Raw genomic sequence first — 16,045 nt, 5'->3', positions numbered from 1 at the left:
GCTCGGGCCCACCCGCGTAATGCGGTTGAGGAGGAGGCGGACCATCGGTGAAGATCCGAGGCATGTTCTCGCGCAGGAATCGCCGCCCGAAGACTCCCGAACTCCTCCAGGCATGGCAGGCCCTTGACGAGGGTGACGTCCCGGGCGCCCTGCGCCAGTTGCGGCACGGCACTGACGACCTGCCGCTCGACGAGCTGGCCCTCGTGGTGGCCCGGGCCGCCGAAAGCGCCGGCTTCGACGATCTGCGTGTCGCATCCGACGCCCTGGCCGCCCGAGCCCCGAAGGCCCCCGTCCTCTACGACTTCGGGTACGCGTGCATCGAGCGCGGCGTGCCCCACCTGGCGATACCCGCCCTGCGTGAGGCGCTGCGGCAGGCGCCGGACGCCGCGGGGATCCTGCGGGAACTGGTTGCGGCGTACGAGCGCGAGGGCCGGCACCGCGAGGCCGTCGACGCGCTCGTCGCCCACGAGAGCGGACTCCTCGACTGGCCGGACCGCTATCTGCTGGTCTTCAACGCCGTCATGGCCGGCGACCTCGCCCTGGCCCGCCGGCACGACGCGCGGCTGTCCGATCCGCAGGAGGCGATGTGGCTGCCCGCGCGGGCCCGCCAGCGCGCGATGCTGGAGCGGGCCGCCGGGGTCGCAGGGGCGAGCCCGCTCGACACCACGGATCTGCGGGGCTGGCAGTACGTCATCGGCGGAACCGTGCTCACCACCCTGTCCCCGTACGGGTTCGACGCCGGGATGACCGGACGGTACGCCTGGCTGCAGGACACCCACGACCAGTGCTTGCGCGGACTGGTGCGACTGAAGGCGGTCCTCGACGCCGCCGGAGCGGATCCCACGTCGGTGTCCCTCCTGCCCGACCGGGACAGCCGCATCCTCGGACTCGCGGCGGCCCGACTGCTGGACCTGCCGGCGCAGCCCTTCGCACCCGACCGCGAGGACACGCTCGTCGTCGCGTACGACCTGACGAAGGTGGCCGACGCCGAGCAGGGCCCCGGGATGCTCGACCGGCTCCACGAGCGGACGCCGGGCCAGATCCTGCACGAACACGCGAGCAACTGGACCGACCCACCGGTGGTCACCGCGGACAGCGCCACCCTGCTGCACCAGTCGGCGACGGCGCCCTGGGAGGGGCAGCTGCGGGCCGGCGAGGACGGCGACGTGGAGTGCGGCGCGCCCGACGGCAGGCCGGAGGAGGAGATCGCCGCGGACATCCTGGCTGCCGACGCCACGCCTGACGAGGGGGACGGCTCGGCACCCGCCGACCCGGTCGGCGGACTCACCGACTTCGTGTCCGCCGTCCGCGACACCTGGCTGCGGGCCGACCGGGCCGGTCTGTCGTCCGCGGGACCGGTCTCCAGCTCCCGCTTCCTCTGACGTGTCCGCCGGCTCCGAGCAAGGAGCCCCCGGTGCGACCGATACGGGTCCGTCCTCCCGACCCCCGTGGCGGGAGGACGGACCCGGCCTGTTGGCGGCCGTCGGGTCAGTACAGCTTGTCGACGGCCGTGCGCGTGGTCTTCTTGAAAGCGGCCACGGGCGCGTTCCGGAAGTCGCCCATCTGTCCCCACTTGACGACGGTGACGGTCCTGCCGTCCCGCCCGACCGACAGCAGGGCGATGTCGGTCGCGCCCCAGGACGTCTCGGTGTGCAGGCCGCGGACGTGGGCGCCCTCCTCGACCGGCAGCGTGCCGTAGTCGCGGCCCTCGGCCTCGACGTCGGCCGAGGACTCCTCGATGCGGTCGGCGCAGGTGCGGATCAGGTCGTCGTAGTGCTTGGCCAGAGCCCTGGCCTGAGCCGCGCTGCCCGTCACGACGGTCAACTGCACGGCGCCGGTGTCCAGGTCGGTCCAGAACCGCCGGTGCCGGTAGTCGTGGACGGGTACGCCCTCCGTGCTCAAGCACAGACCGAGTTCGTCGGAGAACCCGTCGGTGACCGGCCCGGCGGTCCAGGACGACGTCGGGTGCGGCGGCATCTGGGACGCCGACAGGAAGGCGGGCTCCGCGGTCCGCGGCGCGGCGCCGGCGGCCGGTGCCGTGAGGACCGCACCGGCCGCGAGAGCGGCGCAGGTGAGTGCGGTGACGGTGCTCGTTCGAATGCGCATGGACATGGGCGTTCCCCCGTGGACGAGTGCGTGGACGTGGATGCCGTGGCGAGGCCGGCTGGTCGTCCCGGGCCTGGTCGGAGCGGCACCAAGAGCATCGGCGGTCACGGCGCCCGGGCGCAACAGCCGGCGGCGGATCACACCCGGTGGAACCATCCCAGCCCGTCTGACGTGCAGGTACATGAAGTGCCTGGGACGCCGTCCCGGGCCGGGTGGGTCGTACGAGGACGGGTGGACCTGTGTCGGCACAGGACGACGGCGACGGCATCGACGCGGTGGCCGGGTTCGCGGCGCTGCTGCGGGCACTGAAGGAGCGCACGGACCGGAGCTACGGCTCGCTGGCCCGCCGTCTGGGCATGAACACCTCGACGCTGCACCGCTACTGCGCGGGCGACGCGGTGCCGCTCGACTTCGCCCCCGTGGAACGCTTCGCCGCCCTGTGCGGGGCGAGCCCGGAACAACGCCTGGAACTCCACCGCCGTTGGCTGCTGGCGGTGGCGGCCCGCCACCGGCCTCGTACGGAGGGCGCGACGCAGGACGCGCCCGACGCCACGGCGGCGCAAACCGTGAACGACGCGGCGCAGGGACCGGACCCGGCGGGGGAGGACACCACCGGACCGAGTACGGCGCCGAAGGCCGACGGCGGCCCGGCCGCCCCACCGGACACGGCACCGGAGACCACCTGCAGCCCGGTCGCCCAAACGGAAACCGCCCGCCGCCCGTGGTACCGCCGGGGACGCGTCATGGCGTCGCTGGCCTGCGGCTGTGCCGTGCTCGCCGCGCTCGGTGCCCTGGCCGCGCCGCCGGAGGGGCGGCGGGCGTCGGCCGACGGTCCTGCCCGGGCCGCCGGCCCGGCGGCGTCCGGTACGACCGAGTCCGGGGCGCCCGAGCGACCGGCCACCTCACCCGGCCCGAGCGCCACCCCCACCACCGAGCGGCCCTCGGGCTCCGCGACCCCGAAGAGGAAACCGGACGCCCCTCGCCCCTCCGGCGCGACGTCCGCCCCGCCCCCCGGGGAACAGCCCGCTGGGCCGCCGCTCACCTGGTCGGTGAACTCCCAGGCGTGGAAACTCGGTTGCGGCCACGACTACGTCGTCGCCAAGCCGCCGAACCAGGTCCCGCCTCCTCCCGCCCCCCAGGACGCGGCGCCCTGGGCGGCGACGCAGAACGCGGTGCACGGTCGCGAGACGCTCGTGCAGCTGTCGGTGCAGGGGCGCAGCGACACGGCCGTCGTCCTGGAGGCACTGCGGGTGCGCGTGGTCGGCCGTACGGCGCCGGCCGAGGGCAACGCCTACGCCATGGACCAGGGCTGCGGCGGCTCGCTCACCCCCCGGTACTTCGCCGTGGACCTGGACAAGGACCGCCCCATCGCCCGCGCCGTTGCCGGGAACGACTCCGGCACACCGATCCCGGCCGTGCGCATGCCCTACCGCGTCTCCGCGAAGGATCCCGAGGTGCTGCTGGTCACGGCCGAGACCAGCTCGTGCGACTGCCGCTGGTACCTGGAACTGGACTGGTCCTCCCAGGGCCGCACGGGCACCGTACGCATGGACGACAACGGCCGCCCGTTCCGCACCAGCGCCATCGACGGCCTGCCCCGGTACGTGTACGACACCCTGGGCCGCCAGTGGGAGCCCTACCGCCCTTAGACGATGGCGCTGCATCGATTGAATCGATCGCTCTCCACGGAAACAACTGTTGGACAGAAAAGCAGCCCGAGCCAAGGATGTTCCTGCGGTGGCCACGTCGACGCGACACCGGACGGATCACCGCTCGAGTGGAGGCTTGGATGTCAGAGGAAGAGACCGAAGCAGTCGTCGTCGGGGCGGGTCAGGCAGGCGTGGCGATGAGCGAGCACCTGAGCGCTCACGGCATCCCGCACGTGGTGCTGGAACGGCACCGCATCGCCGAGCGGTGGCGGTCGGAGCGGTGGGACTCGCTGGTCGCCAACGGGCCTGCGTGGCACGACCGGTTCCCGGGGATGGAGTTCCCCGGTGTCGACCCGGACGCCTTCGCCTCGAAGGAGCAGGTGGCCGACTATTTCGTCGCCTACGCAGAGAAGATGGGCGCCCCGGTCAGGACCGGTGTGGAGGTCACCTCCGTACGCAGGCGCGAGGGCCGGTCCGGTTTCGAGGTCCGCACGTCGGAAGGGACGATCGACGCACGCTTCGTCGTGGCGGCGACGGGCCCGTTCCAGCGGCCGGTGATTCCGCCCGTCGTCCCGGACGGCGCCGTACGGGTGCAGATGCACTCCAGCCAGTACCGCAATGCGCGGCAACTGCCCGAAGGAGCGGTGCTCGTGGTGGGCGCCGGATCCTCCGGAGTCCAGATCGCCGACGAGCTGCGACGGTCCGGGCGCCGGGTCCTGCTCTCCGTCGGTCCGCACGACCGCCCGCCCCGCGAATACCGCGGACGCGACTTCTGCTGGTGGCTCGGTGTCCTGGGACGCTGGGACGCCGAGACCCCGCCGCAGGGCGCCGGACACGTCACCATCGCCGTCAGCGGTGCGCGCGGCGGACACACCGTGGACTTCCGCGCCCTGGCCGCCGACGGTGTCGAACTGGTCGGTATGACCGCGGCCTACGAGCAAGGCGTGCTGCGCTTCGCACCGGACCTCGCTGCGAACATCTCGATGGGCGACGCGAAGTACCTTGAGCTGCTGCGGGCCGCCGACGCCTACGTCGAGCGCAACGGGCTCGAACTGCCCGAGGAGCCGCAGGCGCATGTGCTGGGTCCCGATCCGACGTGTGTGACCGACCCCCGACTGGAGCTCGACCTCGCCGAGGCCGGTGTGACCTCGATCGTCTGGGCGACCGGCTTCGCCGCCGACTACGGCTGGCTGGAGGTCGACACCTTCGACGAGCGGGGTCGTCCGAGGCACCGGCGCGGCGTGGCGGAGGAGCCGGGGGTGTACTTCCTGGGGCTCCCCTGGCTGTCCCGCCGGGGGTCGAGCTTCATCTGGGGCGTGTGGCACGACGCCAGGTACGTCGCCGACCACATGGCGACCCGCCGCGGCTACCTCTCCTACGGCAGCACGGACACCGCGACCAACAGCGAGAAGTAGAGGGAGCAGCTGATGACATCCGCGAGCAAGGGACGTCCCCCGAGGGGGCCGATCGTCACCGGCGGGCACACCCGCATCAGGCCGTTCAACACCCGCGACACCTACCCGGAGCAGCATCTGGAGAACGACCTCTGCCAAGCCGTCGTCGCGGGCGACACGGTGTACGTCCGCGGTCAGATCGGTCAGGACCTGGACACGAGTGAGTCCGTGGGGATCGGAGACGCCGAGGCGCAGGCCGAGCAGGCCATGGCCAACATCAAGATGCTGCTCGAAGAGGCGGGCAGCCGGATGGAACACCTGGTCAAGCTGACCATCTACCTGGTGGATCCGCGCTACCGCGAGGCGGTGTACCGCACGGTGGGCCGCTGGACCAGGGGAGTGCACCCCATCTCCACGGGGCTGGTCGTCTCGGCCCTGGCCCGACCGGAGTGGCTGTGCGAGATCGACGCGGTCGCCGTCATACCCGGGGAGGGCCGAGCATGACCTTCTCCCTCGTCGTGCGCGAAGGCGACCGGTTCGGTCTGGCGGCCAGCTCGTCGAGTCCGGCCGTCTTCGCCCGCGTCGCGCACCTGCGGCCGGGCGTCGGCGCCGCCGCCTCGCAGAACATCACCGACCCGACCCTCGGGACCCGGCTGCTGGACGGGCTCGCCGAACACGGTGACGCCCGGCGGGCACTCACCGAGGTCACCGAGACGGCCGATCACATCGACTACCGGCAGCTCACCGTCCTGGGGCGCTCCGGCCCCGGCTTCGCCTTCAGCGGCTCGCACACCCTGGGCCAGCACGCGTCGGCCACCGCCGACGGCGCGGTGGCGGCGGGCAACATGCTCTGCGGCGGACACATTCCCCGGGTGCTCCTCGACGCGTACGCCGCCGCCACCGGCGAACTGGAGGAACGCCTGGTCACCGCCATGAAGGCCGCTGTCGACGCCGGCGGTGAGGAGGGGCCGGTGCACTCGGCGGGCCTGGCGGTCGTCGCGGACGTCGACTGGCGCGTCACCGACCTGCGCGTGGACTGGGCCGAGGACCCGATCGACAGGCTCGGTGACCTCCTCGACCTCTGGTTGCCGCAGCGCGACGACTACGTGCGCCGCGGACTCGATCCCGCCTCGGCCCCCTCCTACGGCGTTCCGGGCGACCGTTGATGGGCACGCCGAAACACACCGCCCGCCGCGCGGTCGAGAAGCACGCCGAGGAGCTGATCGCCCTATCCGAGCGGTTGCACGCCGACCCGGAGACCGCCTGGGAGGAACACCGGGCGGCGGCCGCCGTACCCGAACTCCTGGACCGCGCCGGGTTCGACGTCACCTCGTCCTACCTGGGGCTCGACACCGCCTTCCACGCCCGGTTCGGCAGCGGTCCGGTACGGATCGCGTTGTGTGCCGAGTACGACGCGCTGCCCGGTCTCGGGCACGCGTGCGGGCACAACCTCATCGCGGCCGCCTCGGTCGGCGCGGCCCTCGGCCTGGCCGCCGTCGCCGACGGCATCGGGCTCACCGTGGAGGTCTACGGAACCCCGGCGGAGGAGGGCGGCGGCGGGAAGATCGAGATGCTGGAACGGGGTGCCTTCACCGGGACGGACCTGGCGATGATGGTTCACCCGGCGCCCGTCGACGTCGCCGAGGCACGCCCGTTCGCGGTGAGCCACTCGAAGATCTCCTACACCGGGAAGTCCGCGCACGCCGCGGCCTACCCCGAGGCCGGGGTCAACGCCGCCGACGCCTTCACCGTCGCCCAGGTCGCCCTCGGACTGCTGCGCCAGCAGTTGCCCTCCTCGGCGCGCGTGCACGGCATCGTCACACACGCCGGGGACGCACCGAACGCCATCCCGGAGCGGTCGACCGGGCGTTGGTACGTCCGGGCCGAGACACTCGCCGAACTGGCCGAGCTGGAGCCCCGCGTCATGCGGGCCTTCGAGGCGGGCGCCCTGGCCACCGGCTGCGAGCTCGAGGTCGAGCCGGAGAGCAAGCCGTACGCGGAGTTCCGCACCGACGAGCAGGCCCTCGCGCACTACCGGGCCAACGCCCTCGCCCTGGGGCGCAGGTTCGCGCCGCCCGGCCAGGCCGCCCGGATGAACCGCGCCTCCACCGACATGGGCAACGTCTCCCAGGTGGTGCCCGCCATCCACCCCTACATCGGCATCGGCTCCCTGCCCGCCACCAACCACCAGCGCGAGTTCGCCGCGCACTGCGTCGGTGGCACCGCCGAGAGGGCCCTGCTCGACGGTGCGGTCGCGCTGGCCTGGACCGGAGTGGACCGCGGCCAGACCGAGGAGGTGACCGCATGATCCCCGCGCTCGTCTCCCCGGAGGTGCACGACGCGGCAGACCTGCGCCGGACCTGATCCGCGGGCGCGGTCTCCTGACCGAGGTCCTCCCTTCCCCAAGGAGGTGCGTATGCGCACCAGTAACCCCGAAGCCGCGACCACCGGGCCCGAGGTGGCCACCGACACCGCCGCCCTGCGCCGAAACGTTGCCGCAGGAGCCATCGGTGTGTTCGTGCACTGGTTCGACTGGGCCGCCTACGCCTATCTTGCCGGTACCGTCGCGGACGTGTTCTTCCCGGACGAGGACGGCACCACCGGGCTGCTCGCCGTGTTCGGCGTGTTCGCGGTGTCCTTCGGCATCCGGCCCGTCGGTGCGATGGTGTTCGGGCCCCTGGGCGACCGGATCGGCCGCAAGCGCACCCTCTCCCTGGTCATCTTCATGATGTCCGGTGCCACCCTGGCCATCGGGCTGCTGCCCGGATACGGCTCGATCGGGATCGCCGCGCCCCTGCTGCTGGTGGTGCTGCGCCTGATCCAGGGCTTCGCCGCAGGCGGCGAGTTCGGCAGCGCGGCCAGCTTCCTCGCCGAGAGCGCGCCCCGGCACCGACGCGGTTTCGGCGTGAGCTGGCTCGAGGTCGGCTCCCTGCTGGGATTCCTCGCCGGGTCCTTCGTGTTCCTGCTGCTGTCCACGGGGCTGACCGACGACCAGCTCATCTCGTGGGGCTGGCGCATCCCCTTCCTGGTCGCCGCCCCGCTCGGTGTCATCGGCTACGTCATCCGCAACAAGATCGAGGACACCCCCGAATACCGTGCGCTGGAGGCCAACGACACGGTGCCGCGCAGCCCGGTGCGGGAGCTGCTGCGCACCAACAAGCGGCAGGTGCTTCAGGCGGCCGGCCTGATGGCGGCCATGCACGTGCCGTTCTACATGGTGCTGACCTACCTGGTCACCTACGAGACCGATCACCTGGACCACTCCGCCGACAGCGCGGCCCTGCTCTCCACGGTGATCTCACTGCTCGGACTGGTGCTGGTGCCGGTGTTCGGCATGCTGTCGGACCGCGTGGGACGCAAGCCGGTGTTCGTCGGCGCGACCGCGGCTCTCCTGGTCCTGTCCACCCCCGCCTTCTGGCTGATGCGGACGGGACTCGCGGGGACCTGGATCGCCGGACTGCTGCTCGGCACCATCCTCGCGGCGATCCTGGGCACCTACGCCGTCTGGTCGGCGGAGGTCTTTCCCACCCGCACCCGGCAGAGCGGCCTGTCCATCGCCTACAACATCACCGCGGCGCTCTTCGCGGGCACGGTGCCCTACCTCATGACCGTGCTGATCTCCGCGACCGGCAGCACCCTGTTGCCCGGTCCGTACATGATGCTGTTCGCCGTCGGCGGCCTCGTCGCCGCGCTGTCCCTGAAGGAGACGGCGGGCTCCGTCCTGCTGCGCCCCGAGGACGTCTCAGAGGCACCTGCCGAGCGCGGTTAGGCTCGCCCCACAGGGGCCCGAGGGCCCGGACACGGCTCAGCAGGCGCAAGGGACAGGCATGACGTCACCGGTGGGATTCACCCTCGTTCAGCTCCGCTACTTCCTCGTCGCCGCGGAGCACGGCTCGATGACGGAGGCTTCGGCGGAGCTGCACATGGCCCAGTCCGCCGTTTCCGCGGCCGTCTACAACCTGGAGCGCGACCTGCGCGTGCAGCTGTTCATCCGACGCCGCGGGAGGGGCCTGACCCTCACGCCCGCGGGGGAGCGCCTTCGACAGCAGGCCCGTGAGCTGCTGGGCCGCGCCCGCGAAGTCGAACGGGAGGCCCGGGGCGACGGCGGGACCGTCTCGGGGCCGGTCACCGTGGGGTGCTTCGTGACCCTGGCCCCGTACTATCTGCCGCCCCTGTTCAGCGAGTGCACGGCACGCTACCCCGGCATCGAGATCGACGTGGTGGAGGGTGAGACCGATCAACTCGTCCAGGCCCTGGGCGCGGGGCGCATCGACTTCGCCCTCACCTACGGACTCGGCCTCTCGGCCGAGGGCGGCGTGCACAGTGAGACGATCGCCCGCGCCCCGGCGTACGTCCTCGTGCCGACCGACCATCCGCTGGCCGGACGGGACGGAGTCGAGCTGGCCGAACTCTCCTCGGAGCCGCTCGTCCTGCTCGACCTGCCGCACAGCCGTGACTACTTCCGTTCGCTGGTGACCGCCACGGGTACCGCCCCCGACGTCCGGTACCGGACCCGCAGTTACGAGACCGTGCGCTCCCTGGTGGCCCGGGGCCTCGGCTACTCGGTGCTGAACCAGCGGCCGGCCACCAGCCAGACGTACGGTGGGGGCGAGGTGGTGGAACTGGAGCTGCGGGACGGGAGCCCCGCGCTGGAGGTCCAGCTCGCCTCGATGGCGGGGGTGACTCAAACCGCCCGTGCCGGCGCCGTGATGGACCTGCTGCGGGAGACCGCCGCCGACTTGCACCGCTCGGGTGCCTGACGGCCCTGCGCGGCCCGCACCGTCCCCGTCTCTGTCCCCGTGCTTCCTCAACGGCACCGCTGCGCGATTGTGCGCAGCTTCCCGGGGACGGGGACGTCAACACTCGGGATACGTTCAGCTGCGGTAGGCGCCGGGAGCCGTCCCCCGTGACTCTCCTGAAGGCGATGCTCAGGGCGCTGCCTCCACGCCCGTCGGCGTCGGCCTGGCCGCCCGCCCGGACCGGCGCCGACGGGGCGATGTCACGCAGGCACGCCGAGTGGCGGGTGGTCGAGGACGCGGGGCTTGTACTCGACCAGTTGGATGCGGCCGTCGAAGGTGCGGTGCTCGACCATCTCGAGAGCGACGTCCGGATAGCCGTCATAGATGCGTTCTTGGCCCGTGGCCCCGGTGATCACGGGGAACATCACGACCCGGAAGCGGTCGACGAGGCCGGCTCGTAGCAGGGACCGGCACAGGCTGAGGCTGCCGATTGTGCTGAGGAGCCCCGAGCCACTCGACTTCATGGCGCGGACCGTCTCGACCGCGTCGTCGCGGACCAGCGTGGAGTTGGCCCAGGTCAGCGGCTCTTCGAGCGACGACGAGAAGACCACCTTGGACGCTTGCGAGAGTTCGTCGACGGACGACTCTTCCTCGGGCCTGAACTCGTCTTGGCCAGACGGGACCTGGCCTGCGGCGAAGCCCGACATCAGGCGGTAGGTGTTCGCTCCCATCAGGTAGGTGACCTCGGGCTGCTCGGTGAGCCAAGCGAGATACTCGGGGCCCTCGAGGCCCCAGAACCCGGGCCATCCCTCTCCCGATGCGTAGCCGTCGAGGGACGTGATGAAGTCGACGAGAAGCTCCGACATGGCTGTGTCCTTTCTTGGGTGTCACAATCTTGGACCGGCCGGGAGCCGCAATCTCATCGATCGCTCTGCGGAGTGCTGCGAAATCCACTCGACTGCTCGCCGCGCCCCGGGACCACTGGTACTGGGTCCGTCCCGTTGTGCGAATCGGCGTTTTATGGCCTCCTCCACAGGTCGGTACGGTCGCGTTCATGGAGCGGAGCTTTCAGAGCGCAGAAGGACTCGCGGCCGCGTTGCGCGCACGTGAGGTGACATCGATGGAGCTGACCGAGGAGGCGATAGCCCGTGTCGAGCGGGACGACAAGGCGGTCAACGCGATCTGCGTGCCGGACTTCGACCGTGCCCGGGCCGCCGCGCGTGGTGCCGACGAGGCGCGCGCCCGGGGCGAGGACCGGCCCCTGCTCGGCATCCCGGTGACCGTCAAGGAGTCCTACAACGTGGCAGGGCTGCCCACGACCTGGGGCATGCCGCAGTACCGGGACTACGTACCGGCCGAGGACGCGGTTCAGGTGTCCCGGCTCCGGGCCGCCGGCGCGGTCATACTGGGCAAGACGAATGTGCCGTTGGGGCTGCAGGACCTGCAGAGCTTCAACGCGATCTACGGCACCACCAACAACCCCTGGGATCATGCGCGCACGTCGGGCGGATCGTCCGGTGGCTCGGCGGCCGCCCTGGCCGCCGGGTTCGGCTCGTTGTCCATCGGCTCCGACATCGGTGGCTCGCTGCGCACTCCTGCGCACTTCTGCGGTGTGTACGCCCACAAGCCGACGCTCGGGCTGGTGGCGGACCGCGGTATGGTCCCGCCGACCGTGCCGGCGTATCCGGTCGGCCCCGAGCTCGCCGTCGTGGGTCCGATGGCACGTACGGCTCGCGACCTCACGCTTCTCCTCGACGTCATGGCGGGGCCGGATCCGCTGACGTACGGCGTGGCTCACCAGCTGGCGCTGCCGCCCGCGCGCCACGCTCGGTTGAGCGACTTCCGGGTCCTGGTCCTCGAAGAGCATCCGTTCATCGCGACCGGGTCTGCGGTGCGCGCCGGTGTGAACCGGGTGGCCGACGCGCTCGCCGAGGCCGGCGCCCACGTGGAACGGCGTACTCCGCTGCTGCCCGATCTGGCCGAAGCCGCGACGCTCTACACCCAGCTGCTGTTCTCGGGCTCCGTCGCGCGTTTTCCCGTCGATGCGTACGAGGAGTTGCGGACCCGCGCCGCCGCACTGAGCGCGGACGACCGGAGTCTCGCCGCGGCGCGCCTGCGGGGCATGGTGTTCAGCCACCGCGACTGGATCGGGGCGAACGATCGCCGCGAGCTTCATCGTCACGGCTGGCGCCGGTTCTTCGCCGAGTTCGACGCCGTGGTGTGCCCGATCACGCCGACGCCCGCGTTCCCGCACGATCACGACCCCGATCTGCTGGCACGCCGGATCGACATCGACGGTGTCGCGTATCCGTTCTTCGACCAGCTCGTCTGGGCGGGTCTGGCCACCATGCCCGGCCTGCCGGCCACCGCCGTACCGGCGGGTCTGTCTCCCGACGGCCTGCCGGTGGGAGTGCAGCTCATCGGCCCGATGTTCGAGGACCGGACGCCGCTGCGTCTGGCCGAACTGCTCGAACGGGCCATCGGCGGTTTCCAAGTACCGGAGTAGGACGCCGAACCAGGACTCTAGCGCCGGGTGTCCGGCCGAGGCCGAGGGCGGAGAACGAACCGGGGGCGGTGCCGGCAGCGCCGCTGTCCCCCGACGGGCAGGAGACATGCCGGTCAGCTCGGCCCCCGACATCGCCGCGGCCCCGGCTGTCGGCGGACCTGCGATGTCGGCTTCCCCCTTGGTTGTGAGGCAGTTACCGGGGAAAAGGGAAGCGCAGAGGTCTGACAAGGGCGCCGCCGTGCCGGTTGCCGACGGTAAGGAGAGGGATCCGTGAGAAGTGTGTGGATGTACGCGCCGGAGATCGGGTACGGGGCCGGGCGGTCGATGGTGGGATTCACCGTGGAGGCTGCCGACGGTGTCATCGGGCACGTGGACCGCCAGCAGGACGAGCCCGGCATGCAGCACCTGGTCGTCGACACCGGAGTGTGGAAGTTCGGCAGAAGTGTCCTGATCCCGGCCGGCGCCGTCACCGGCATCGACGCCGAGGCGCAGAAGGTGCATGTCACACCGTCGCGGGAGGAGATCAAGGCCGCTCCTCGTTTCGCCACCGACAGCGAGACGGCCGACCCCGGCTACCTGTCCGAGGTCGGCGCCTATTACCTGGCTCTGCGTGGCTGAGGTCCTGCTTGGCCGGCGTGTGGTCGGAGTGAGCGGCCGGCGTCGCCCGCGCCGCTCCGACCGGGGCGGCCCGGAGCGGAGACCGCTGTCGCCGAACGGCCCCCGTCCGTGTGCGCTGCTTCCGTAACGCCGCCCTATCCGTAGCCGCCGGACGGCAACTCGACGCGGAGTTCACCGCGACCCGGGACAGGCGGTCCGAGGCCGGCAACGGCCTGGACGCGTCGGGGACTGCATGGCGGGCGGTCGAGCCGGTAGCCGGTAGCCGGTAGCCGGGCACGGCACCGCCACAGTACCGGGTCTGCTCTCCACTGCCTTCAGCCGACGCCGGGTCAGCGCAGGATGCGCCAGCGGTTGTCGGCCGTACCGTCGTCCGCGTCCTGGACGACGAAGGCGCCGACCGCGGGGGAGTCGTTCTGGACGGCGAGCAGCTTTCCGCTGTGGGCGTTGCGGATCGTGCAGGTTCCGTCGCCCTGGTCTTGGATCGTCCACCGGTGGTCGGCGGTGCCGTTGTCCGTCCACTGCAGCACCGTGGCACCGTCGGCGGTGGACATGTCGAGCACGCCCAGAACCTTGCCGCTGTGGACGTTGCGCAGCCGGTGGGTGCCGCCTGCGTCGGGCACCATCTCCCAGTCGTGGTCGGCGGTCCCGGAGTCGGTCCAGAGGAGGGCACGACCGCCGTCGGTGGTGGCCATGTCCTGGACGCCCAGCACCAGACCACCACCGGCGGCGTTGGCGATGCGGACGGAGGCGAGACCGCTGGTGTTCCAGTAGACGGTGTAGTTGTGGCCGTGGGCGTCGTGGAACGGACCGAGGTCCACGGTGGAACCGTTCGCGGTGGCGGTGAAGGCGAGCCCGGTGGAACCGGCCCGCCTGATCGAGGCGACGTCCAGGGCGGGGAGGGCGGAAAGGGCGGTGTCCCCGTAGTTACCGCACAGGGTGACCGGACCGTGGGTGACGGCACCGACGCCCGGGTTGTCGTTGGAGGGCCGCACGAGGGTGCGCATCGGCAGGCGGACCGTGACGCTGTCCCCGGATGTCCAGGATCGGTCCACGGTCGCGTAGGTCCCCGGCGTGGTGGCGATGTCCTGCCTGACGCCGTTGACGCTGATGACGGCACCGGTGGTCCAGCCGGGAACGCGGACACGCATCGCCCAGGTGCCGCCCACGTTGCCGCTGACCCGCAGCGTCGTGGTGTCGCTCGCCGGGTACGAGGTGGTCTGCGTGACGGTGATGCCGCGCCGGGTCCAGGTGAGGATCGAGGGGACGAAGAGGTTCACGGTCAGGGTGGTACCGCCGTCGTGGAAGTAGACGGAGTCCATCAGCCGCGTGTGCATCTCCAGACCGGTGCCCTGGCAGCACCAGAAGGTGGTGTAGTCGGTGCTCCAGGTGCCGCCGCCCCACGCCGGGCCCACTCCCCGTCGGCCGCCGGGCTTGAGCGGGGTGAAGTAGGTGACGTGGCCGTGCGGGTCGGCCGGGTTCTGCTGGCCGATCATGTGGTTGAGCCAAGCCTGCTCGTAGTAGTCGAACAGCTCGGCCCGGTCCGGTGTCAGCGCGAACAGTTCCCGGGTCAGACTGAGCATGTTGACGGTGTTGCAGCTCTCGCAGGTGTCGTTCGCGAGGTATGCGGAGATGGCGTCAGGGGCACGGAAGTGCTCCGCCTGACTGTTGCCGCCGATCGCGTAGGTGTGGGTGGCGACGCACATGTTCCAGGCGTTGGTGGCGATGTCCCGGTAGCGCGTGGCGCCGGTGGCCTTGTACTCGCGTACGGCCCCGATCCACTTCGGCACCTGTGTGTTGGCGTGCAGCCCGGCCAACCGGTCCTCGTTCGCCGCCAGAGGGTCGAACACCGCGGCGTGGTCGAACCGCTGGGCGACGGCGAGCCAGCGCGTGTCGCCGGTCTGCTGGCAGAGATCGGTCAGGACGGCGTTCATGCCGCCGAACTCCGTGCCCAGGACGGCCTGCATCCGCGTGGTGCTCAGCCGGCCGGTGCGCCGGTCGACCCATTCCGCCAGGGCGAGCAGTACGTCACGGGCCTGCGCGCTGCCGAGGTGCCGCCACACGTCCAGCAGGCCGGCGAGGGTCTTGTGGATCGTGTAGTACGGAACGTTGCCGTTGCTCAGCCTCCCCGCCTCAAGGGCGGCGAAGTCGGACTCGGGGTAGCCGGAGAGGTAACCGGCACCGAAGCCCGCGGCATCGTTGTTGGCCTGGCACTTGGCCAACTCGGCCACCATGTAACGGGCCTTGTCCCGGCAGGCGGTGTCCCCGGTCACGGCGTACGTCTGCGCCCAGGCGGTGAGGAAGTGGCCCTGCACGTGACTGCGGAAGGGGAAGTCGGGGGCCTCCCAGCCGCCGGTCGCGGCCGCGCCGCCCGTGGGCAGGAGGTGGTTGGCGCGGAAGTTGTGGAGCAGTCGGTCGACGTCGACGAACCGCAGGTACGCCTGGGTGCGGTTCTGGTTGTCCAGCCACCGGCTCGACGTCAGCCTGACCCCGCCTGGTTCGAAGGGGAAGGCAAGGGCCCCGATGTCGGTCCGGGCCGGCGGGAGGGCCGCTCCGTGGGCGTGGGAGCCGCCGACTAGGGGACCGACGGCGGTTGCGGCGGCAGTCGTCCCGGCCAACTGGAGGACGTGCCTTCTGCTGAGGGGAGCGGGCATGAAACCACCTTTGCGTTCCGTGAAGGGGGCAGGGCGGACGGAGAGCCTGCTGTGTTCGCAATTTCGAACGCTGTTCGTGAAATCGTCGAGACCCTAGTTGCGACGCCGACGGGACGTCAATGCGCCCGACGTCCTCCCGTGCGGCACGTCGCTCGACCGTGCTCGGTGCTACGACGGGTCTCGCCCGATGCCACGACGCGGCCGGCGAGGACCACTCCGACGGCGGTCCGGCGGTCTCACCACGGCCGGATCGGACGGAACCCGGCGCGCCGTCCCCCGGTATCCGGAAGGTGTCCCATCCGTTTCCCGGTGCGGATGCCGACCACGCGCTCGGTGACGGCGAGGTCCGGCAACTGGGCGCAGATCGCCCTGCGGCGGCGAA

The 16,045-nt window shown here is 71.4% G+C and carries 13 protein-coding genes; 10 read left to right on the top strand and 3 right to left on the bottom strand.

Annotated features, from left to right (window positions below; all coding sequences use genetic code 11):
• Positions 1-62: 62 nt before the first annotated feature.
• Complete coding sequence (locus IE258_RS12570) at positions 63-1,382, top strand: tetratricopeptide repeat protein (protein ID WP_189743575.1); 1,320 nt, start codon at positions 63-65, stop codon at positions 1,380-1,382.
• 106 nt (positions 1,383-1,488) lie between these two features.
• On the opposite strand, the gene IE258_RS12565 is transcribed toward IE258_RS12570, so the two are convergent.
• Complete coding sequence (locus IE258_RS12565) at positions 1,489-2,112, bottom strand: hypothetical protein (protein WP_189742831.1); 624 nt, start codon at positions 2,110-2,112, stop codon at positions 1,489-1,491.
• Positions 2,113-2,345: 233 nt separating this feature from the next.
• Here IE258_RS12565 and IE258_RS12560 point away from each other — a divergent pair, with 233 nt between their 5' ends.
• The 7 genes from IE258_RS12560 to IE258_RS12530 all read left to right on the top strand — a co-directional run bounded on the left by IE258_RS12560 (position 2,346) and on the right by IE258_RS12530 (position 9,909).
• A complete protein-coding gene (locus IE258_RS12560) occupies positions 2,346-3,755 on the top strand; it encodes a transcriptional regulator (protein ID WP_189742829.1) in 1,410 nt (469 codons plus the stop codon).
• Positions 3,756-3,895: 140 nt separating this feature from the next.
• Positions 3,896-5,170 (top strand): flavin-containing monooxygenase, encoded by a 1,275-nt coding sequence (locus IE258_RS12555; RefSeq protein WP_189742827.1) that lies wholly within the window; start codon positions 3,896-3,898, stop codon positions 5,168-5,170.
• Between the two features lie 12 nt (positions 5,171-5,182).
• Positions 5,183-5,653 (top strand): RidA family protein, encoded by a 471-nt coding sequence (locus IE258_RS12550; RefSeq protein WP_189742825.1) that lies wholly within the window; start codon positions 5,183-5,185, stop codon positions 5,651-5,653.
• Positions 5,650-6,315, top strand: a complete 666-nt coding sequence (locus IE258_RS12545; RefSeq protein ID WP_189742823.1) for a DUF1028 domain-containing protein — start codon at positions 5,650-5,652, stop codon at positions 6,313-6,315. Before IE258_RS12550 ends, IE258_RS12545 begins: the two co-directional genes overlap by 4 nt.
• Positions 6,315-7,457, top strand: coding sequence for a M20 family metallopeptidase (locus tag IE258_RS12540; RefSeq protein ID WP_189742821.1), 1,143 nt, complete (start codon positions 6,315-6,317; stop codon positions 7,455-7,457). Before IE258_RS12545 ends, IE258_RS12540 begins: the two co-directional genes overlap by 1 nt.
• A gap of 108 nt (positions 7,458-7,565) precedes the next feature.
• Entirely contained in the window at positions 7,566-8,918 is a 1,353-nt protein-coding gene (locus IE258_RS12535; protein ID WP_189742819.1) for an MFS transporter, read from the top strand.
• 58 nt (positions 8,919-8,976) lie between these two features.
• On the top strand, positions 8,977-9,909 hold the full coding sequence (locus IE258_RS12530; protein WP_189742817.1) for a LysR family transcriptional regulator: 933 nt from the start codon (positions 8,977-8,979) through the stop codon (positions 9,907-9,909).
• A gap of 239 nt (positions 9,910-10,148) precedes the next feature.
• On the opposite strand, the gene IE258_RS12525 is transcribed toward IE258_RS12530, so the two are convergent.
• A complete protein-coding gene (locus IE258_RS12525; RefSeq protein ID WP_127891765.1) occupies positions 10,149-10,754 on the bottom strand; it encodes a dihydrofolate reductase family protein in 606 nt (201 codons plus the stop codon).
• A gap of 188 nt (positions 10,755-10,942) precedes the next feature.
• On the opposite strand from IE258_RS12525, the gene IE258_RS12520 reads away from it, so the two are divergent.
• Together IE258_RS12520 and IE258_RS12515 are read left to right on the top strand one after the other, a co-directional pair.
• Positions 10,943-12,394, top strand: a complete 1,452-nt coding sequence (locus tag IE258_RS12520; RefSeq protein ID WP_189742815.1) for an amidase — start codon at positions 10,943-10,945, stop codon at positions 12,392-12,394.
• A gap of 285 nt (positions 12,395-12,679) precedes the next feature.
• Positions 12,680-13,012: a PRC-barrel domain containing protein gene (locus IE258_RS12515; RefSeq protein ID WP_189743573.1), complete on the top strand. Its 333-nt coding sequence runs from the start codon at positions 12,680-12,682 to the stop codon at positions 13,010-13,012.
• Positions 13,013-13,341: 329 nt separating this feature from the next.
• On the opposite strand, the gene IE258_RS12510 is transcribed toward IE258_RS12515, so the two are convergent.
• Positions 13,342-15,663: a beta-L-arabinofuranosidase domain-containing protein gene (locus tag IE258_RS12510; RefSeq protein ID WP_189742814.1), complete on the bottom strand. Its 2,322-nt coding sequence runs from the start codon at positions 15,661-15,663 to the stop codon at positions 13,342-13,344.
• Positions 15,664-16,045 lie beyond the last annotated feature (382 nt).

The organism is Streptomyces tendae (assembly GCF_014650435.1).
Taxonomy (GTDB): Bacteria; Actinomycetota; Actinomycetes; order Streptomycetales; family Streptomycetaceae; genus Streptomyces; species Streptomyces tendae.
The sequence above is the reverse complement of the archived record's forward strand: the minus strand, read 5'-3'. Positions and strand labels throughout refer to the sequence as shown.